Source organism: Methylomonas rapida, from assembly GCF_024360925.2.
In the GTDB taxonomy this organism is placed as follows: domain Bacteria; phylum Pseudomonadota; class Gammaproteobacteria; order Methylococcales; family Methylomonadaceae; genus Methylomonas; species Methylomonas rapida.
In genome coordinates this window covers 969,608-985,867 of sequence record NZ_CP113517.1, presented here as the reverse complement: position 1 = coordinate 985,867, position 16,260 = coordinate 969,608, and the positions used below count along the sequence as shown (strand labels likewise).

The following is a 16,260-nucleotide window of genomic DNA, read 5'->3' as shown; positions in this document are numbered from 1 at the left end:
AGGCCAGAGTTCGGGGATACCGCTTACCGGTTCAACCACTCCATGTAAAGCTGAACGCCTTCTTCGACAGTTTTGAATTGATGCTCGCAACCGGCGGCGCGCAGCTTGTCCAGATTGGCTTCGGTGAAGCTTTGATAGCAGCCTTTAAGGTGCTCGGGAAACGGAATGTATTGAATGTAGCCGCGCTGGTGATAGTGGATCACCGCATTGGCGACGTCGTTGAAAGTCTGACTACGGCCGGTGCCGCAATTGAAGATCCCCGACACTTGCGGGTTGTCCAGAAACCATAAATTGACATCGACCACGTCGCCGACGTAAACGAAATCTCGCCGCTGTTCGCCATGGGCGTAACCATCGCAGCCCTCGAACAACCTGAGTGCATCGGATTCCTTGATTTGATTGTTCAAATGGTAGGCGACGCTGGCCATGCTGCCCTTGTGGGCTTCGCGCGGTCCGTAGACATTGAAATAGCGTAAGCCGACCACTTGCGCAGTCAATTTGTCTTGCCTGCGCAGGTACTGGTCGAACTGGAATTTGGAATAACCGTAGACATTCAGCGGACCTTCGAACGCCAATTCTTCCTTGAAAGTCAGATCGGCGCCATAGACGGCGGCGCTGGACGCGTAAATGAACGGTATTTTGTGGCTTTGGCAAAAATGAAACAGCGTTTTGCTGTATTCATAATTGTTATCCATCATGTAACGGCCGTCCCACTCGGTCGTGGTCGAGCAAGCGCCCTGATGGAATATTGCTTCTATGTTTTCGGCTTGAAAGGCACCTTGCTGCAAACGTTGCAGAAAGGTGCTTCTGTCCATGTAATCCGCGATGCGGCAATCGACCAGATTCTTGAATTTGACCCCATTGGTCAAATGGTCGACCACCAAAATATCATCGTAACCGCGGGCATTCAGGCCCAGCACCAAGTTGCTGCCGATGAAGCCGGCACCGCCCGTTACGATGATCATGCGGGCTTACTCGGAAACGACTTTGATCGGCAAACTAACGACCACATCGCTGTGCAGATTGAAGGCGATGTCGTATTCGCCCACTTGACGAATCACGCCATGCGGCATGCGCACTTCGCTTTTTTCAACCTTGACACCGGCCGCGCTTACGGCTTCCGCGATAGTTTGAGTACCGACGGAACCGAACAAACGGCCTTCATCACCGGTTTTGTGCGCGATGACGATGTTTAGTTTGCTCAAGGCTTCGCCACGCGCGGTGGCGGCCGCTAATTTTTCTGCCGCTTGTTTTTCCAGCTCCGCCCGACGTTCTTCGAATTCCTTGACTTTGGCGGGGGTGGCCATAGCCGCCTTGCCTTGTGGAATCAAATAGTTTCTGCCGTAACCTGATTTAATGGTGACTTTGTCACCCAGATTACCCAGGTTCGCAACTTTTTCAAGAAGAATGACTTCCATCTTTACCTACCTCGTTAATCGACCTACCGTCGAATGATGGCTGCACTTATTCAGCCGTTTGATTTGAAATTTTTTTTCGTAAGTCCAGCCAGTTATCGGTCAAGCCGCACAAGGCGATGATCACCATGACATGCGGAATCACCACCAGGGTCAGGTACAGAAAGGGCACCATGAAACGGCTGCCTTTCATCACCGCGAAACAGGCATGCAGCACTGCGGTACCGATGAAGGTATACAGCACCAGCAACACCAGCAGCACGTTCCAACACACTTCCGCGAGTACGCCGCTGGCCAATGTCGCCACGGCGATGATCACGATAGTCGCCATCGCCAGTTTGGCATGGCTCTTCAAGGTCAGAAATTCGCTTCTGAATCCGCCCGGATTGTAAAGCGCCGCTTGCCACCATCTTGCCAGAAACAAGCCGAACAACAAGCTGTAGACGCTGCCGGCGGCGATCGCACCCGTCATGAAATGCGCGAAGACTTGCGCCGAATGGCGGACGTCCTCGGCGGGAACATCCGGCCGGGCCGCCAGCATGGGCTGCATCATCGTCGTCAGCACACCATCCCAAAGCTGGGCCGGTTGGGGCTGATACAGATAGAAACCCAGAACAGCCACCACACCCAGCAACACGGCGATTTCAATCGCCACGCCCAGATGACGCCCTTCGCGCAACACGATGGAAATCAGCCAGATCGGCATCCACAATACCAGACCGTACAGCAAGGCAAACTGATAACCGATCTTCAGGAAGACGCTCAATACCGCCGCCGCCAAGCAGGAGAACAGCAACACATACAAGCCTTCCTTCGCCCCTCGCCGCAATGTGACCAATGCAACCGAGGCCGAACTTACGATACTTGCCGGAGGGAACGCCAATGACAGCAATGCCAGGGCAGCCGCCACGGTCATGGCTTGCAATCTGCCCTTCATGATGTAGGCTGCCAGAAATTGCACGCCCGCTCTCCGGTTTAATCCAGCTTATTTATGCGCGTCGCAGAACGGCAGCAAAGCCAGGAAACGGGCTTGCTTGATTGCCGAGGTCAACTGTCTTTGATATTTCGCGCTGGTACCGGTAATACGGCTAGGAATGATCTTGCCGGTTTCGGTGATGTATTCGCTGAGCAAATCCAGATCTTTGTAATCGATTACGAGCGCGTCTTCACCGCTGAAGCGGCAGCCTTTTTTACGTCTAATGTTGTTACGTGCCATAGTAGTTCTCTTGATTCAATAACGTTTATTCGGAATCCGCTTCAGTTTCGGTTGCCGCTTCATCGGCAACTTCGACTTCTGTCTCTTCCTGCTCTTCTTCGACTTCTTCCTTCACTCGGCTGCCGGCTTTTTGCCCGTCGTTGCCGCTGGTCGCAATCTTCGAAGGTTCGGTAATCGCTTCTTTTTGCAGCAAGGTTTGGCTGCGCAGAATCGCATCGTTGAAGCGGAAGCCCGCTTCCAATTCTTCAAGAGTGGCTTGATCGCATTCGATATTCATCAGCACGTAATGCGCTTTGTGAATTTTTTTGATCGGGTATGCCAGATGTCTACGACCCCAGTCTTCCAGTCGGTGAATCTTGCCGGAAGCCTCTTCGATGGTAGATCTGTAACGTTCTATCATGGCAGGCACCTGAGCGCTTTGATCAGGATGTACCAAGAAGACGATTTCATAATGACGCATGATTTCTCCTTACGGTTTAAAAAGCCTCCCACTCGTTCGCGTGATGAGGCAAGGATTTGGAGTGGAATACCCCAAAAAGCCGGTCATTGTAAAACCCGGCAGACTTCTTGCAAAGTGATTTTTATCTTTTTTACCCGCTCACCGCCGCCATCTATCAAAATCACCAAGACTCAAGGCGATATACGCTCCATCAGGTAACACAAACAGTCCTGTCGAATGACGCGTTCGTTCAGCGTCAACATGGACGGCATGGTCGGCCGGGTGATTTGCAATTGCCCATCGCTCAATTGAAAAAACCGCTCGGTGACGGGATTGCCGTCATTATCCCTGGCGATCACCGGCATCAGATCGCCCTTGACTTCACCAAACGCCGTGCCGGCCTGAATTTCGGTGAAATTCATCCGTTCCATATCCTGATTCAGGCATAAATCGGCCTCGGCATCATTGAAAGCGAAACTGGCGCTGTCCGCCACGGTCACCTGCGCGACGGTGTGATAGATATCGACGTCATGCCTGGGGATAGGATGCGCCGGAAATTGCCGCAGATGCAGACAATCATCGATGAACTGGAACGCATGCTCGACACCGTGCGGCTGATCGGGGCGACCGCATTCCAGCGTCACGGCAGGACAGAATTCGGCAAAGGCACCCGATTGCACGCCCTTGGGATGCGTGAAATACACCAGCAAGCGCCCGAACAGCGCGCCAAGATGCAAAAAATCCTCATCCAATTTATTCAAACAGGCGTAATGCGGATTCAGACCGGTATTGTTATGCACGTCGATACTGGCAAACACGCCTCGCCGCCGCATGATTTCATATATCCGCCTCGCCCAAGCGGTCTCCGGCGAGTCCGGCAAAGCAGTACCCGGCCAAATGCGATTGAAATCCGGTTGCTGATCAAGTCGCCGCAAACTGACCCGCGCCGCCTGGGTATTGCCAAAAAACAACGTCATCCCCCGCGGCAATGTTTGTCCGTGATATTTCTGCAATAACCTTTGCACGGCCAGAAAACCCGTCGGCTCATTGCCGTGCAGTAGCACCGACACGAACAGACTATCGGCGCTTTTACCGGGCAAATGAAATAACGCAGGCCCCGGAATCAGCGTGTGCAAATCCTCGACCGCGATCTCCAGCAGCCCCGTGGGCAGATTATTGAATTCCTTGATCATGTTATGAATGAGAAGACAGCGAAGTCCTGTAAATTTAGCGATCCTAGAAAAAGAGTTTGGTCCACGAAAGACACAAAACCAGTCCTGAGTGCAGTCGAAGGGGTCACGAAAAGTTCAAACAGTGTTCACAATCAACAATGACACCCAACAGGTGAATGCATATAGTTGACAACTCATTGATCGATTTCGTGTATTTCGTGCTTTTCGTGGACTACCGATGCTTTTAGGGCGATGGGTGAATCAACCGTATCGACGATGATACGCGCATGCCCCGGCAAGTAGCAAAAACGTCACTCCTCATCGGACGGACGCCATTCCTGCTCCTCGGGCAAGAAACCGCCGGCCTGCATGGCCCATAAGCGGTGATAAAAACCTTTTTGCGCCAGCAAGGCTTCATGACTGCCGTCCTCGACGATACGCCCCTGATCGAACACCAGGATTCTGTCCAGATGCGCAATGGTCGACAAGCGGTGCGCAATTGCAATCACCGTTTTCCGCCCCATCACTCTATCGAGATTTTCCTGTATGGTTTTTTCGGTGACGGAATCCAGGCTGGAAGTCGCTTCATCCAGGATCAATATCGGTGCATCCTTCAGCATCACGCGAGCGATGGCAATACGCTGGCGTTGACCTCCCGACAACTTGACGCCGCGCTCGCCGACCAGCGAGTCATAGCCATCCGGCATCGCGTCGATGAAAGCGTCGGCATGCGCCAGTCGCGCGGCCTCACGAATCTGTTCGTCATTGGCCCAAGGGCGTCCATAAGCGATGTTCTCTTGCAAGCTGCGGTGAAACAGGCTGGGATCTTGCGGAATCAGACTGACTTGTTGATGCAGGGAATCCTGAGTCATCTGACAAACGTCCTGGCCATCAATCAGAATGCAACCGGATTGCGGCTCGAAATTGCGCAATATCAAGCTGACGAAAGTCGATTTGCCCGACCCCGAAAAACCGACCAAGCCCACGCGTTGACCAGGCTCGATGACCACGTTGAGGTTTTCGAACACCGGCCGCCCCGGTTCATAGGCAAAACAGACGTCGCGAAACTCGATACGCCCTTGCGTGACTTGCAAGGGTTTGGCATGGCTGACGTCCACGATTTCGTGCGGCTTGACGATGGTGTCGATGCCATTGGCGACATTGCCGACATATTCGAAAAACTCCAGAAAACGCCGCGTCAAGTTACGGGCATCGCCGATGATCAACAAGGCAAGACCGGTACTCATCGCAAAATCGCCGACGCCGATCTCAGCCTGCCGCCAAAGCATCAGCGCATAAGCGATGGTGCCAATTTTCAACAGTGCCGCCGCGGTAAACTGAAACCACCGCACCCGTTCCATATACCAGAAGGTACGCTGGCCTTCCCTCACCTCGGTTTCCAGAAAACCATCCAGATACTCCCGCTCATGCGCCAGGCGGGCGAATAATTTGGCATTCAACATATTGGTCACTGCATCGACGATCTTACCGTTGACCAAACTTCGGGTAGCCGCATAGTTTTGCGCATAAGGCTGACAACGTGTCGCCAGCCAATACGAAGTAGCAACGTATAAAAACACCCAACCGGCGACGAATCCACCCAAGCCGGTATGCACATTCAACAGCAGAATCACGGAAACCGTGAACGTCACGCTGATGGGCCAGAAATCGAACAATACCGACCAGGCCGTATGATTGACGCTTTGCGCGGTTTCGCTGATCCGGTGCGCCAGGCTGCCGGCGAAATGATTGGCGAAATAACGCGGTGCATGTTGCTGTAGATAGGCATACAGCAAACGACTGGTACGCTGCCGGATGCGCGGCCCAATGATGATCAGCACCGCGCCGCTCGAGCGGCTGAACAGAATCTCGGCTACATTGAGCCCGACCAGCAACAGCAGCGGCTGCTTGAACGCTTCCCAGGAAAATTCCGCGCCGACCTGACTGTAAACGTTATCCATCAGGGCCTTGATCGCATAAGGCACCAAAATGCCGCCCGCCGCCTGCCCGGTTTCCAGCAACAGCATCAAAAAGATCAGTCGCCGAAACCTTTTCAGGCAGTACAAAATGAAGCCAACCGTATCGGTCGGCAATGGCGGCGCCGTGTCGGCACGGCGAAAATGAGTCTGCTTGGATTTCGTTGCCATCTTTGTTTTTACACCAGCTCGGGCCGACTCCAGTCAACCACAGTTTTCAACACGACATATCACAGTTACCACTTATCCACATTTTCTGTGGACAACTCTGTCGATAAGCTGAGCATCTTATCTATTTTTTATTGATAATCAAGCGATTAAAGCAATGACAATGATTGTTCCAAACCTGCCGAACCAGGTCGATTCCCGTGCCAGAACCCTGAAATAAATTTACACCCAAGCGCTTTTAAAATACACATTTATCCCCACAATCTGTGGATAAGCCTGTAGAAAAACTGATAATCAGGTATTTAAATCCATTTAAAACAATAAGTTGAATTAATTTGGCTATTTTTTAATCAACCTGTAACACAGACACGAGCCAGCCACTGAGCAAGGCAGTTATCCAAAAGTGAAGCCGACATTTCCAGGTTTATCCCCAGCCGATGTGGATAAGTTTGTAGATAATTTGCGAAATCAATCGATTAAAGCAGTCGAATCAATAGTTTGAGTCGATTTGTCTATTTTTTGTTCAAGCGCTTTCTTTCGCGGGATTTCCATACCCGTCACGGTAGCTCGGAAACAAAAACCGATACCCTAGCGTGTGCAGGCGGTCATTGCGGCAGCGCTTGTTCTGATTGGCATCGACGGGTACTGACAAGGCGGTTGGACGTGGATAATCGTATTGCTCGGCGATCCAATTCATCACGTCCCACAGGGGCGCGGGATCATCGTCACTGGCTAGATAGCAAGGCTGCAACCGCTCGCCCGCCAATTGCTTTTCAATCAAAAACAGCAAAACCGCCACGCAATCATCCTGGTGAATGCGATTGGTATAACTGGGCGGTTGCCGCTGAATACTTTCGCCGCTCGCCACGCGCCGCAACAACCAATCGCGGCCCTGCCCATAGATTCCGGAAAATCGCACGACGCAATGCTTGGGATCGTCCTGCCATAAGCGCTGCTCGGCGGCCACCAGCGCTTGCGCGGTGGCTGTTTTGGGTTCAGTGGGACTTGTTTCATCGACCCATTCCCCACGAAATTGCCCATAGACACTGGTTGAAGACACCATGAACCAGCGAGGCGAACGACCGGCACTGGCGAAATGGGCCAGCACATTATTCAACCCTACCTGATAAAGCGCCTGGTATTCGTCGGCCTGACGACTGCCCGCCGAAACGATGAACAGCACCAGATCGAAGTCAGTCGCTAAACTAGACAGCGTGGCGGCTTGGCGAATATCGGCGGCGATCAGAGAAAATGGGGCAGGAGTCGATGGCGGCGCTCTTTTCAAGCCCGTGACACGATGGCCTTGTCGGTGTAACGCCAAGGCTACCCTGAACCCAATGTCGCCACAACCGATGACTAAAATATTGGCCATTGCCCATCCTGGCTTAGAGAAAACTACATGGACTGAATCACGGTGATCATGCTGGCTATGTAATCCATGATCTGATCGATGAAGTGATCGAACTGGTCGAGCGAATTCTTGACCATCATCAAAAAGGTGCTATGGCGAAAGTCTTCGTCCAGATAAAAACTCAAACCCTTATGAATGGTGTTGAGGCCCATGAACACCATGATGAGGGCGGCCGACTTGTACATGAAACCGCGCAATTTGGCGCTCATTTTGCCAAAGGCTACGCTGATGAACAGCATCATCGGCAAAGTGCCAACACCAAAGGCCAACATCAACGCCCCCCCCTCCAAAAGGCTGGTCGCGGTAGTGGCCTTGACCGCCATCGCAAAGGTCAGCGGGCACGGCATCAAGCCGTTCAAAAATCCGGCGATCATCGCGCCCAGCACCGGGCCTTTCTGGCTGGCGGTGGCATAGCCCTTGCGCAGGGTTTGCATCGGAATCAAGCGAATCGAGCCCTGCCAAGGTATCCAGCCCAAAATGCCCAAGGCCAGCACGATCACCACGCAACCGATCAGCATTTGCAAAATACTTTGCAACTTGCCGAATAGGCCGCTGGACACCAGCACCACGCCCAAGGAGGCCGCAAAGACACCGACCATGGTGTAAACGCTGATGCGACTGAATTGATAGGCAAAATACGGCAGGTAGCTTTTGTTTTTGCCGGCCTTCATGAAATAGCCGGACACCAGGGCCCCGCACATGCCCAAGCAATGGCCGCTGCCCAGGAAACCGGCCACCACGGCCAATGAGTAGTCAAAACCGGTCGCGCCCGCAATCTCCGCCATGCCGTGCATCGCGTGGTCCATGTGATTCATGCCATGATTCATCGCATGCGCGGAATGATCCATGCCCTCCATCGTATTTTCCATTTACTTGTTCAACCTCAATGAATTGACGATCACCGACACCGAACTCAACGCCATCGCCGCCGACGCGATCATGGGATTGAGTTTACCGAGCGCAGCGACCGGTATCGCGATGGTATTGTATCCAAAGGCCCAGAACAGGTTTTGTTTGATGACGCGTATCGTGAACGCACTGAGCTCTATGGTTTCGGTGACTTTGCCGATGTCGCCTTGCACCAGGGTCAAATCCGCCGATTCGATGGCGACATCGGTACCGCTACCGATGGCAAAACCGACATTCGCCGCCGCCAATGCCGGCGCGTCATTGATGCCGTCACCTATCATGCCAACCTGAAAACCCTCGCTTTGCAGCTGTTGAATGATCTGCAGTTTCTGATCCGGCTTGGCGTTGGCCACCACATCCGCGATGCCGACTTTGTCGGCGATGTAATACGCGGTTTTCTCGGTATCGCCGGTCACCATCAAGGTCTTGATGCCCAGCTCGTGCAACCTGGCAATCGCAGCCCCCGCTTCCAGGCGCGGGTTATCCGCAATCGCAAATATGGCTGCGGGCTCGCCATTGATAGCCATGTAAACCGGCGTCTTGCCTTGCCCGGCAAATTCATCGGCTTGCACGTCCAGCGGAGCAAAGTCGATATTCTGGCTGTCCAGCCAATCGCGATTGCCCAGCAATAACTTGTAGCCATTGATGTCTGCGCGAATGCCGCGCCCGGTTTCGCTGTAGAAATAGCTACATTCCTGCAACTCGATGGCCTGATCGCGAGCAAACTCGACGATGGCTTTGCCAAGAAAATGTTCGGAATTACGCTCGGCCGTCGCCGCCAACATCACCAGCGTGTGATTGTCCAGGCCGGACATGTTGAACACTTCGCTGACCTTGGGTTTGCCTTCCGTGATCGTACCGGTTTTATCGAACACGATGGCGTTGAGCTTGCTGGCGACTTCCAGACTTTCGCCGTTGCGAATATAAACCCCTTTCTTGGCCGCCTGCCCGGTGCCGACCATGATCGCCGCGGGTGTCGCCAAACCCAGTGCGCACGGGCAGGCAATCAACAGCACGGTTATCGCATTGCCGAAAGCGAAAGCAAACGGAGCCCCGGCCAACAACCAGCCGAACAAGGTTAAACTGGAAATTGCCATCACCGAGGGTACGAAGACGGCGGAAATTTTATCGACTTGTTTTTGTATCGGTAATTTGGCGGCCTGCGCCTGATCGACCATGTGCACGATGCCTGCCAGCACGGTATCCATGCCCACGGCAGTCGTTTCGATATGCAGCACGCCGTTTCCGTTGACACAACCGCCGATCACGGCATGCCCTACCGTCTTGACCACCGGCATGCTTTCTCCGGTGACCATGGCTTCGTCGACTGTGGACAAACCGAAGATGACCCGGCCATCGGTGGGGATGCGTTCGCCGGGACGCACCAACATCACGTCGCCGACCTGCACGTCATCCACATCGACCACGATTTCCTGGCCGTTTCTCAACAAGGTCGCGGTTTGCGGTTGCAAGTCCACCAACTTGCGGATGGCCTCGCCGGCCTTGCCTTTGGCGCGCTCTTCCAGGAAACGCCCCAGCAATACGAATGTGATGATGGCCGCGGCGGCTTCGAAATAAACGTGTCCGCGCCGGCGAAACAAGGCAGGCACGCTATAGCCATAAGCCGAGCCCACCCCCAAGGCGATCAGGGTATCCATGTTGGCCGCGCGCTGCTTGGCCAAACGGTAAGCCTTGGTAAAAAATTGGGCGCCGGTACCAAAAACGACTTGTGTCGTCAAGGCAAACTGCAGCCAGTGCGTCCAACGAGAGGTCGCCATCGACATCGCCACGCCTACCACGGGTATGGTCAAAAGCCCTGCCCATACAAATCGACGCCGGGCCGCGTCAATTCGAGTCTGCTCCTTTTCGATGAGCTTCTTTCTCTGCGCCAAGGTATCGACCATCAAGGCGCTGTAGCCGAGCTTTTCGATTTGGTGTACCACGTCGGCCTTGCTCAACTGCCCCTGCACATTGACGGTCTGGGTGGCGAAGTTGACGCTGGCGTTTTTGACGCGTTCATCGCGGTTCAACACCATTTCGATCAACAAGGCGCAGGACGCGCAACTCATGCCTTCCACAGCCAGGTCTATGTCCTGAACCGGCCCGTCGAATTGCTTTTTCTTGTCTTTTTTAACCGTAGGCTGCTTCTGGGCGATGTTACCCAACACCGCATCGAGCATGATCAACAGATTTTTTACCGGGAAGCGGCTGGAATCGAATTCGATGACGACCGAACCGATGTCGAACACCGATCTGACCGAAGCAATTTCCGGCCTTTTTTTCAGCAAAATTTCAAAAATGTACCCCCGCTCGGGATCGTTTTTTAACACTGGCGTAATGATGCGGATACGATTCTTCAGCTGATGCTGAATTTCGAAATGCTTGTATGTTTGACTCTCGGAATGCATGATTTCCTCTGAACTGTAACCAACCTGGCCAGCTAGGCTTTATAACTGGCCGGAAACGCTATTTGGGCCTGCGAGAACGGACCAACAGGAAAAACATATAAAACATTGCCAGCCATTCATAACGATAGGCAAGAGGTCTCACCAGCCATTGCTGGGTAATTCGAGTCCAGTGCACCTTGATCAGATAAAGCACCAAGATGTCATTCAAGAAATCGATCACGGCTTTCTCCGGATCTCGGAACAAGGCCTTTGGCCCTTTCGTGCCCATTTTGCCGAGGATTTTGGCGGCTTGCGCGGTTTCCTTGGCGGCCGTCATTTTTTCCCCAAACCAGCGCCCCACTCCGCTGTTTTGCAGCCTATGTTTCAAACCCAGTAACGGTTTTTTCGAGACATCGACTACGGCCTTAGGCGCAAACCACCCCTGTTGCTCCAGGGCAGCCAAAATCGAGTGCAATTGTTTGGCCAGATCGATGAAACCGCATTCATCTTCACGATAGCGAATCACCAGTTTCCTGGAACGCCTGAACAAACTGGCCGCGTGAACCCCTTTTATTGCCGCCACTTTGTCGGTAATCAGTTTGGCAACTTCGGCATGTGCCGCCCGTTGCGGTATTTGAAAACGCACATGGCCTTCGCTACGAAAGCGCACAACAAATTCTTTTTGGATAGCCATAATCAATACATCAAAAAACAAAACGGGCGAACCCGCCACGCAGGTACGCCCGTTTTTAAATTAAACTCAACCCGGCTCTATCAATGCATCACTCGGAGTGTTAGTTATTTCTCTTCTTTTGCTTCGGCGACAATATCTTCCAAATTTTCTTTTTGATGCAGAACAAAATCCTTGCCGGCCTCGATGGTTTTGCTGGCGCTGGCGATGATTTCCTTTCTGTATTTGTAAACAAAGAAACCGGCAACCATGCCCAGGCCGAAAACTAACAATGGATGTTTGGTGACCTTACTCATGAGCTTTTCCCCTGTGCTGACTGTTGCCGTTGCCAATGTTCCCGCCATGACTTGCTTGCCCATGGAGGTTTCTTTGGAATCGTGATTGTGTGCCATAAATTTCTCGATAGCGTTTAGTTTGATCAATTATTTTCCGCGTTTTCGGATTCGTCTGCTAGCACCTGGTCTTCATGTAACATTTGATAAATGCCCTTGCATCCTTCGCAGCAAAACTGTTTGTCGCCTTCGGTGGTTTTCAGATCAAAACCTTCTACTTCGACATCCAAACCACAAAGATCGCACTGCTTTTGTTTATCGCTCATTACCAATAGACCAAACTTTAAAAATTAACCCAACGCAAGACGTTAGACATTATAACTTTCTATCCGGGCAAAACAACAATCGACCTGACTAAATCAGGCAACACGGCAACCTACGGGGAGCTATAGCTGGCTCAACGCAATAATTTCTGTTGAATGGATTCTTCGGTGACTCGAACCGCCGCGGCGCGGCTGGAGGCTTTCATCAAAGCAATTCTCAAAGCCCCCGTCAAACTGGCGCTCAAACCCAAACGCATAGCCAGCGCGGGTACCAAGATCATCGAGGTCAATGCCAGCCCCGCGCCCAACATCAAGGCACCGGTATTGATTTGTTGTGCAGCTACTGCGTAATTAGACGCGACTAATTCCTGTGCCATGCTTTCAACCTCACAAAGAGAAAAATAAAAAACAACTCGAATGCAACAGCATGAACCGAGCCAAAACCTATCCCTCTGTTTTTATTGCCAAAACAAAAACCACGCCAGAAAAAAGGAAAAAATCCCAGTTATTTAACATAGAAATAATGCGTTATTTAACATAGTTTTTTTTGCTGCATGGCCATGCACAATCTAAATCAAAACTAAAAGAGCTTGATCCTGCGTCAGTTTTTTATGCCAACACCTTTGTGCAACAACCACAAACTGAATACACTCAAGAACACGATAAAACCAGCCGTCATTTCAAACGCCAGCATGATATCGACGTCGCTAACACCGATCAGACCAAAGCGGAAGGCATTGATCATGTAAAGAATTGGATTGCCTTGAGCAATGGCTTGCCAAACGGGCGGCAACATGGCCAGGGAATAAAACACCCCGCCCAAATAGCTCAACGGGGTCAACACGAAATTGGGAATGATCGAAATGTCGTCGAAACTGTCGGCAAATACCGCGTTGATGAAACCCGCCAACGCGAACAAGGTCGCCGTCAAGCCCAGCACTGCGACCGTGACACCCCAATGCATCACGCTGATAGGACTAAACAACATCGATATCGCCGCCACCACGCACCCGACCATGCCGCCGCGCGCGATCCCCCCGCAGACATAGCCGGTCAAGATCACCCAGTTGGGCACCGGCGCCACCAGCAATTCTTCGATATGATGCTGAAACTTGGTGGAATAAAACGACGACACCACGTTGGAATAAGAGTGACTGATCACCGACATCAGAATCACGCCCGGCACGATGTAATCCATATAACTGACGCCATGCACCGTGCCTATCCTGTCGCCGATCAGTTTGCCGAAAATCAGGAAATACAAGGCCGTGGTAATGGCGGGCGGCAACAGCGTTTGCGGCCAGATCCGGGTAAAGCGGCGAATTTCCTTGAACAGGATGGTAAAAAAGGCGACGGAATAATTCATTGCACCAAATCGATAAACAGTTGTTCGAGACGGTTGGATTTGTTTTTCAGGCTCAATACGTCGATACGTAAAGACGATAGTTCCTGAAACAGCCGATTGAGGCCGTAACTTTTCGGCACGGCCACATTCAACACATGGCCATCCACCAATTCGATGTCACAACCTTCGATGACTGGCGCGCTGTCCAATCGCTGAGCAATGTCGAACACGAAATGATCGGTGTGAATCCGGTTCAACAACGCGCTCATGCCCGATTTTTCCACGATTTCGCCATTGTTGATGATGGCAATGTTGCGGCACAGGCTTTCGGCCTCCTCCAGATAATGGGTGGTCAAAATGATGGTAGTACCCTCGCGGTTGACATCCTGCATCATTTGCCACATCGAGCGGCGGATTTCGATGTCCACGCCAGCCGTCGGCTCATCCAGAATCAATAAACGCGGTTTGTGCACCATCGCGCGCGCTATCATCAGGCGCCGCTTCATGCCGCCCGACAAACGCCGCGACACGCTATCGCGCTTGTCCCACAAATCCATTTGCCGCAGGCAATACTCGGCCTGCACTTGCGCCAGCTTACGTGGAATGCCGTAATAGCCTGCCTGATTCAGCACCACGTTTTTCACGGTTTCGAATTGATTGAAATTGACTTCCTGGGGCACCAGACCGATACAGCTCTTGGCCCGCCCGTTGTCTTTATCCAAATCATGACCAAAAATATTGACCACACCGCTGCTTTTGGTGACCAGGGAACTGATGATGCCTATCATGGTCGACTTACCGGCGCCATTGGGACCCAATAACGCAAAAAAGTCACCGCATTCGACCTCCAGATCCACACCTTTCAAGGCCTGGAAGCCGTTTTTATAGGTCTTTTTTAGATTCTGAATAGATAAAGCCTTCATGGGGTAGTTTATAATGCAGACCGACTGGAAACAGGCGCAAGGCCAACCGAAAGCGCTCAAAGCCGCGAATCTTAACAAAATTCCCCACCCTGCCGCTGCCTAAATCAGGAATATCACCGTGTCCAACCCAATACCCACCAATGTCGCCGCCGTTGACCTAGGCTCCAACAGCTTTCACATGATCATCTGCAGCCTGAAAGACGGCAAACTGCAAACCATAGACCGCCTGAAAGAAATGGTAAGACTGGCGGCAGGCCTGGATGAGAATAAATATCTGGATTCGGCCACGCAGGAAAAGGCGCTCGCCTGCCTGGAACGCTTCGGCCAACGCATCAGCAACTTTCCACCCAACAGCGTGCGCATCGTCGGCACCAACACCCTGCGCTTGGCCAAAAATGCTCACCAATTTATCGTCAAGGCGGAAAAAGCCCTGGGCCATCCGATCCATATCATTTCGGGCATAGAGGAAGCGCGGCTGATTTACCAAGGCGTCGCCCATAGCCTGTCCAGCAACGCCAACAATCGCTTCGTGATGGACATCGGCGGCAGCAGCACCGAGTACATCATCGGCAAACAGGATATTCCCCATACCAAGGAAAGCCTGAACATGGGCTGCGTCACCGTCAGCCAGTCTTTTTTCAGGAACGGCGCGCTGTCCAAAAAAGCCTTCAAAAAAGCGACATTATTCGCCGAGCACCATCTGGAACCGTTTCAAAGCACCTTCAACAGTCAACACTACGATGAAGCGATCGGCGCATCCGGCAGCTTGAAAGCCATCAGCAACGTACTGGAAACCTCCGGCTTCAGCAACAACGGCATCACGCTCGACGGCATGGAACAATTGGTCGCGCATTTACACACCCTGGACCATGTCGATCAAATCAGCTTTCCTGCATTAAGCATCGAAAGACGCCCGGTGTTCATCGGCGCCGTGGCGATAGTCTATGCCACCTTCAAGACCTTGAACATCCAGCAAATGACGGTATCCGACGGTGCTTTGCGCGAAGGTCTGGTATATGACCTGGTCGGCCGCATTTACAATCACGACACCCGTTCGCAAACCAGCCAAATCATCGCCGAGCGTTATCACACCGACAGACGCCATTCAAAACAACTCAAGGAAACCATGCGTTACATGGTGGCCCAGTTGGAACACCATCCCTGCTTTGCCGACAACTCCGCCAGCCTGCAATTTTTGGAATGGGCCGCGGATTTGCATGAAATCGGCTTCGAGATCGCGCATAGCCAATATCACAAACATAGCGCCTATATCATCGAAAACGGCGATCTGGCCGGCTTTTCCAAACAGGATCAATTGATACTATCCCGCCTGGTTCGTAGCCACCGCAAAAGATTCAAGGAATCCCGTTTCGAAGACCTGCCTCCGCCATGGAACAAACACACCACCATCATGAGCGTTATTTTCCGTTTGGCGACTCTGTTGCATCGCAATAGACAAGCCGTCCGCCCTGATTTTCGGATTGGCATTGACGGTAAGGATATAGAGCTGACCTTTCCAGAAGCCTGGCTGGAACAGGCTCCGCTGACGTGCGCCGATCTGAAACAGGAAGCCCAATATTTGAAAGAGGCCAGGTTCAATCTGTCTTTTTAAC

Annotated in this window: 17 protein-coding genes; 1 reads left to right on the top strand and 16 read right to left on the bottom strand. The window is 52.3% G+C overall.

The annotated features are described in order from the left end of the window. Positions 1–23: 23 nt before the first annotated feature. The 16 genes from rfaD to NM686_RS04645 all read right to left on the bottom strand — a co-directional run bounded on the left by rfaD (position 24) and on the right by NM686_RS04645 (position 14,647). A complete protein-coding gene (gene rfaD, locus NM686_RS04720; protein WP_255186729.1) occupies positions 24–965 on the bottom strand; it encodes an ADP-glyceromanno-heptose 6-epimerase in 942 nt (313 codons plus the stop codon). Between the two features lie 6 nt (positions 966–971). Next, positions 972–1,418 carry a 50S ribosomal protein L9 gene (gene rplI / locus NM686_RS04715; RefSeq protein ID WP_255186728.1) on the bottom strand — a complete coding sequence of 149 codons (447 nt, stop codon included), beginning with the start codon at positions 1,416–1,418 and terminating at the stop codon, positions 972–974. 46 nt (positions 1,419–1,464) lie between these two features. Then, on the bottom strand, positions 1,465–2,376 hold the full coding sequence (locus NM686_RS04710) for a hypothetical protein (protein WP_255186727.1): 912 nt from the start codon (positions 2,374–2,376) through the stop codon (positions 1,465–1,467). A 24-nt stretch (positions 2,377–2,400) separates the two neighbouring features. Further along, complete coding sequence (rpsR, locus tag NM686_RS04705) at positions 2,401–2,631, bottom strand: 30S ribosomal protein S18 (protein WP_255186726.1); 231 nt, start codon at positions 2,629–2,631, stop codon at positions 2,401–2,403. 25 nt (positions 2,632–2,656) lie between these two features. After that, positions 2,657–3,091, bottom strand: a complete 435-nt coding sequence (gene rpsF, locus NM686_RS04700) for a 30S ribosomal protein S6 (protein WP_255186725.1) — start codon at positions 3,089–3,091, stop codon at positions 2,657–2,659. A gap of 170 nt (positions 3,092–3,261) precedes the next feature. Continuing rightward, on the bottom strand, positions 3,262–4,263 hold the full coding sequence (locus NM686_RS04695) for a M14 family metallopeptidase (protein ID WP_255186724.1): 1,002 nt from the start codon (positions 4,261–4,263) through the stop codon (positions 3,262–3,264). A 290-nt stretch (positions 4,264–4,553) separates the two neighbouring features. Further along, complete coding sequence (locus NM686_RS04690) at positions 4,554–6,389, bottom strand: ABC transporter ATP-binding protein (RefSeq protein WP_255186723.1); 1,836 nt, start codon at positions 6,387–6,389, stop codon at positions 4,554–4,556. Between the two features lie 520 nt (positions 6,390–6,909). Next, a complete protein-coding gene (locus NM686_RS04685; protein ID WP_255186722.1) occupies positions 6,910–7,758 on the bottom strand; it encodes an SDR family oxidoreductase in 849 nt (282 codons plus the stop codon). 23 nt (positions 7,759–7,781) lie between these two features. After that, a complete protein-coding gene (locus NM686_RS04680; protein ID WP_255186721.1) occupies positions 7,782–8,666 on the bottom strand; it encodes a sulfite exporter TauE/SafE family protein in 885 nt (294 codons plus the stop codon). Beyond that, positions 8,667–11,114, bottom strand: coding sequence for a heavy metal translocating P-type ATPase (locus NM686_RS04675; RefSeq protein WP_255186720.1), 2,448 nt, complete (start codon positions 11,112–11,114; stop codon positions 8,667–8,669). It abuts the gene before it with no gap. 58 nt (positions 11,115–11,172) lie between these two features. Next, on the bottom strand, positions 11,173–11,787 hold the full coding sequence (locus tag NM686_RS04670; RefSeq protein ID WP_255186719.1) for a hypothetical protein: 615 nt from the start codon (positions 11,785–11,787) through the stop codon (positions 11,173–11,175). A gap of 104 nt (positions 11,788–11,891) precedes the next feature. Further along, positions 11,892–12,176 (bottom strand): hypothetical protein, encoded by a 285-nt coding sequence (locus tag NM686_RS04665; RefSeq protein ID WP_255186718.1) that lies wholly within the window; start codon positions 12,174–12,176, stop codon positions 11,892–11,894. Between the two features lie 26 nt (positions 12,177–12,202). Then, positions 12,203–12,382 carry a heavy metal translocating P-type ATPase metal-binding domain-containing protein gene (locus tag NM686_RS04660; RefSeq protein WP_255186717.1) on the bottom strand — a complete coding sequence of 60 codons (180 nt, stop codon included), beginning with the start codon at positions 12,380–12,382 and terminating at the stop codon, positions 12,203–12,205. Positions 12,383–12,513: 131 nt separating this feature from the next. Continuing rightward, on the bottom strand, positions 12,514–12,756 hold the full coding sequence (locus NM686_RS04655) for a hypothetical protein (RefSeq protein ID WP_255186716.1): 243 nt from the start codon (positions 12,754–12,756) through the stop codon (positions 12,514–12,516). 224 nt (positions 12,757–12,980) lie between these two features. After that, a complete protein-coding gene (locus tag NM686_RS04650) occupies positions 12,981–13,745 on the bottom strand; it encodes an ABC transporter permease (protein ID WP_255186715.1) in 765 nt (254 codons plus the stop codon). Then, positions 13,742–14,647, bottom strand: a complete 906-nt coding sequence (locus NM686_RS04645) for an ABC transporter ATP-binding protein (protein ID WP_255186714.1) — start codon at positions 14,645–14,647, stop codon at positions 13,742–13,744. The genes NM686_RS04650 and NM686_RS04645 overlap by 4 nt, the downstream gene beginning before the upstream one ends. Before the next feature lie 118 nt (positions 14,648–14,765). Between NM686_RS04645 and ppx the strand changes: the two genes are divergently transcribed. Beyond that, on the top strand, positions 14,766–16,259 hold the full coding sequence (gene ppx, locus NM686_RS04640) for an exopolyphosphatase (RefSeq protein ID WP_255186713.1): 1,494 nt from the start codon (positions 14,766–14,768) through the stop codon (positions 16,257–16,259). Position 16,260 lies beyond the last annotated feature (1 nt).